We start from the raw sequence: 3,806 nt of genomic DNA, 5'->3' as shown, positions 1-3,806 counted from the left end.
TCGAACAGGTCGATGGCCTGTTCTCGTTGTTCTGGTGTGAGTTTCGATGGTGCTGGCACAGCACTGCTCCCCGGGTGAGTCGGACTTGAATAGGAGTCCAACTTCCGGGGAGCAGTGCAGGGCAGCGCCCGGGCGTCGTCGTCTCCGCCGGGTGCCAGCTCGGCCGCTACCGCCTCGTAGTGGGCGTGGATGCGTCCCATCAGCAGCGCGCTCGCCAGGATCGCCAGCAGGGCCACCCACGCGCCGGTGCCGAAGCGGGTCACCAGCACCACCACGCCGGCGAGCACCGTCACCGCGAGCGCGGCGGCGGTGACCGCCAGCCGCAGCCGCACACCGGCCCTGCCGCGGGTGTCCGGCGTGTGGGCGAGGCGGCGCCGCCAGAGCCGGAGCATGCCGGCGAGGGCGAGGGTGAAGGCGAGGAAGACGCCGATGACGTACACCTGGACCAGGTAGGCGGTGCGCGCCTGGAACATAAGCAGCAGGATCGCCGCACCCAGTCCGAGGAGGACCACGGACCAGGTGTGCACCAGCCGGTCGCCGCGGGACTTGAAGTGGCGCGGCAGGTATCCGCCCTCGGCCAGCCGCGCGGTGAGCGCGGGGAACGACCCGAAGGCGGCCCGTGCGGCGATGAGCAGCAGCACCGCGACCGAGGCGATGACGAGGGTCGTCCACGGTGAGAAGCGGCCGAAGACCGCCGCGGCGAGCTGGGCCACTACCGGCGGCGGGGTCAGCTCGTAGGGCACGGGATTGCCGCGGGGGGTCCGCAGCAGGTCGTGGTCCAGGGCGACCACGACGCCGGTGCGCTGGGCCAGGTGCATGACGCCCAGGGTGAGCACGGCCATCGTCCCGGCCATCATGAGCAGCACCCAACGCACGCCGGCCACCGCGGGCCTGCGGACCTGTTCGGCGGCTCCCACGGGTGCCTCCACACCGGTGAGCAGGGCGGAGCCCGCAGAGAACGCACGCAGCGCGAGCAGGCCGATCCCCAGGGCGGTCGCAGGCGCCCCGACGGCGTCGACCACGGTGTACCCGGACGTGGTCGCCCGCGCGAGCTCGCCGGTCAGGTCCTGGACGACGCCCGCGACGATGGTCCAGGCCAGCAGCGCCACGAACGCACTGACGAGGACTGCGGTGACCCGCCGGTTCCGTCCCACGCCGCGCAGGCAGATCAGGACGAGGGCCACGAGGGCCACGAGGGACACCGGCAGGCCCTGGCCGCGCAGGGCGGGGAACAGGGCCACCGCGTACTGCGCGAAGGCGGCGAGGGAGACGGCCACCGTGAACACCAGGTCCAGCAGCAGGGCCGAGCTCGCCACCACCCCGGAGCGGGGGCCGAGGTTGGTGCGCGCCATCTCGTAGATGCCGCCGCGGGGCACCGCGACCACGGCGGCGCGGAACGCCAGCACGATCAGCAGCATGATCGCCACGACCGCGATGCCTACCCCCGGCCCCAGGGCCAGGCCCGCGGCGCCTGCGGCCACCAGCGTCAGGATCACCTCGTCCGGCGCGTAGGCCAGGGAGGAGAACGCGTTGGAGGACTGCACGGGAAGGGCGGTCGCGCGGTGCATGCGCGTGCGCTGCCCGAGGCCGGAGGCCACGGGCCGGCCGACCAGCAGGCGGCGGAGGGAGGACAGGACCGTCGTCACGTCGGACACAGTACCCGCCCTGCCCCCCGCGGGCCGGTCACGGATGGGATGATGGCCGCGGCGGCCGCCGTGGCCGTCGGAGGAGGCACGTGAAGTGGCGCACTTCGTCATCCTGGGCTGCGGACGCGTCGGCGTCGCGCTCGCCCACACCCTCGAGGGCTCCGGTCACTCCGTGGCCGTGGTGGACCGGGACCCGCACCGGTTCAGCGCCCTGGGCGAGGACTTCGCCGGCACGACCGTGGCGGGCGTCGGCTTCGACCGGGAGGTGCTGCAGCGGGCGAGGATCGAGCAGGCCGCAGGCATGGCCGCGGTATCCGCGGACGACGGCACGAACGTGATCGCCGCACGGGTGGCCCGCGAGCACTTCGGCGTGCGGCAGGTCGTCGCCCGCATCTACGACCCCGAGCGGGCCACGGTGTACCAGCGCCTCGGAGTCTCCACGGTGGCCGCGGTCCAGTGGACCGCCGACCGCATCCTCTCCCGGCTGCTGCCCGCCGGTGCGGGGAGGTCCGAGCACCGCGACGCCTCGGGAGCGCTGCTGCTCAGCGAGCTGCCCTGCGCGCCGTCCTGGTACGGCCGCTCCGTCGGAGACCTCGAGGAGGCCACCGAGGCGCGGGTCGCCTACCTGACCCGCTTCGGCGAGGGGGTCGTGCCCACCGGGGAGACCCAGCTGCAGGAGGGGGACGTGGTGCACCTGGTGCATGCCGTCCGTCGTCGCGACGAGGTGGAGGCCCTGGTCGCCGGCGCCCCGGAGAAGGAGGAGTCATGAGGGTCGTCATCGCCGGTGCCGGCGCCGTCGGCACGTCCATCGCCCGCGAGCTCTGCGCCCACCGTCACGAGGTGCTGGTGATCGAACACCGGCACGACCACGCCGAGCGTGCGGACCTAGGGACCGCCCTCGTCCTGGTCGGCGACGCCACCGACCTGGGCGTGCTGCGCCGGGCCGAGCTGGACCGGGCGGACGTCCTGGTCGCCACCACAGGTGACGACCGCGCCAATCTGGTGGTCTCCCTGCTCGGACGCAGCGAGTTCGGCGTTGGGCGCACGGTCGCCCGCGTGAACAACCCCCGCAACCACTGGCTGTTCGGCGAGGCATGGGGCGTGGACGTGGCCGTCTCCACCCCGTCGATCATGACCGCGCTGGTGGAGGAGGCCGTGGAGACCGGGGACCTGGTGCGGCTGCTGGACATCGGCTCGGGCGAGGCCGCGCTGTCCGAGTACACGGTGCCGCGCGACCACTGGTGCGTCGGGCGCCGCATCGGCTCGATCTCCTGGCCGGACGCCGCTCCCCTCGTGGCGATCGTCCGCGACGGCCGCCCCCGCACGCCGCAGGCGGACGAGGTGCTCGAGGCCGGGGACGAGGTGTTCTTCCTCAGCTCGACGGGAGCAGAGTCCACCCTCCGCGACCTGCTCGTGGACCCGGTCCCGGACGGGGACTGAGCCGGACGGTGGCCGCCCGGCGGGCGACGCCGGCTCAGTCCGCGGTGCTCGCCGCGCGACGCGGAGCGGACACGGACCACGCCAGCCAGAGCCCCAGCGCATAGAAGGGCAGTCCCATCACCAGCCGTGCCACCCCGAGCGCCGTCGTCGCCTCGGCCAGGTACAGCGGGAGCTGGACGGCGAGCCGGGTCAGCATGACGGCCACCAGGATCCAGGTGCCCACCGCGTAGGCGCGGCGCCGTGCCCGGTCCCTCCGCCAGTCGAGGCCCTCTCCCCGCACCATGCCGAAGATCAGGCCGACCGCGGGCCAGCCGACCAGCACGGACACCGCGAAGCCCAGCGAGTACAGGGCGTTGGTGAGGAAGCCCCACACGTAGAAGTCGCGGGCCTGACCGGTGGTCAGCGCCATGACCACGCAGAGCACCACCACCGCCAGACCGGCCAGGGCCTGCACCGGCGACTGGCGCTGCGCCAGGCGGACGAGGCCCATCAGGACCGCCACCCCCACTGCCGCAAGGCCGGAGGGCCACACCGCTTGGGTCAGCATGAACGCGACCATGAACACGAAGGTCGGCAGGGAGGCCTCGACGATGCCGCGGACCCCGCCCACGCTGGCCAGTGGGTCCAGACGGCCCTGCTCGTCCAGCCGCGCGGCACCGCCCCACGAGCGCGCGAGCACGGACGGCGCATCGGGCGAGACGGGCGCGTCCCCGGAGCCGT

4 protein-coding genes are annotated in these 3,806 nt (G+C 73.7%); 2 read left to right on the top strand and 2 right to left on the bottom strand.

The window, feature by feature from the left end; genetic code table 11:
* Window positions 1-1,646, bottom strand: a 1,646-nt coding sequence (locus AC2W7A_RS10310; protein ID WP_485991275.1) for an APC family permease, incomplete at its 3' end; no start/stop codon positions are given.
* A 94-nt stretch (window positions 1,647-1,740) separates the two neighbouring features.
* Between AC2W7A_RS10310 and AC2W7A_RS10305 the strand changes: the two genes are divergently transcribed.
* Both AC2W7A_RS10305 and AC2W7A_RS10300 read left to right on the top strand, forming a co-directional pair.
* Window positions 1,741-2,415, top strand: a complete 675-nt coding sequence (locus AC2W7A_RS10305; RefSeq protein WP_485991274.1) for a potassium channel family protein — start codon at window positions 1,741-1,743, stop codon at window positions 2,413-2,415.
* Entirely contained in the window at window positions 2,412-3,086 is a 675-nt protein-coding gene (locus AC2W7A_RS10300) for a potassium channel family protein (protein WP_485991273.1), read from the top strand. Before AC2W7A_RS10305 ends, AC2W7A_RS10300 begins: the two co-directional genes overlap by 4 nt.
* Before the next feature lie 34 nt (window positions 3,087-3,120).
* Here the strand turns inward: AC2W7A_RS10300 and AC2W7A_RS10295 are convergent, their stop codons facing one another.
* Window positions 3,121-3,765 carry a DUF3159 domain-containing protein gene (locus AC2W7A_RS10295; RefSeq protein ID WP_485991276.1) on the bottom strand — a complete coding sequence of 215 codons (645 nt, stop codon included), beginning with the start codon at window positions 3,763-3,765 and terminating at the stop codon, window positions 3,121-3,123.
* Window positions 3,766-3,806: the final 41 nt, after the last annotated feature.

This window comes from Micrococcus sp. LASM2_SD2, from assembly GCF_057364565.1.
Note: the sequence above shows the minus strand (reverse complement) of the source record. Positions and strands in the feature narration are given on the sequence as shown.

Excerpts from the sequence above, each read along its gene's own strand:
- AC2W7A_RS10300 (WP_485991273.1), top strand. The coding sequence starts at position 2,412 with ATGAGGGTCGTCATCGCCGGTGCCGGCGCCGTCGGCACGTCCATCGCC.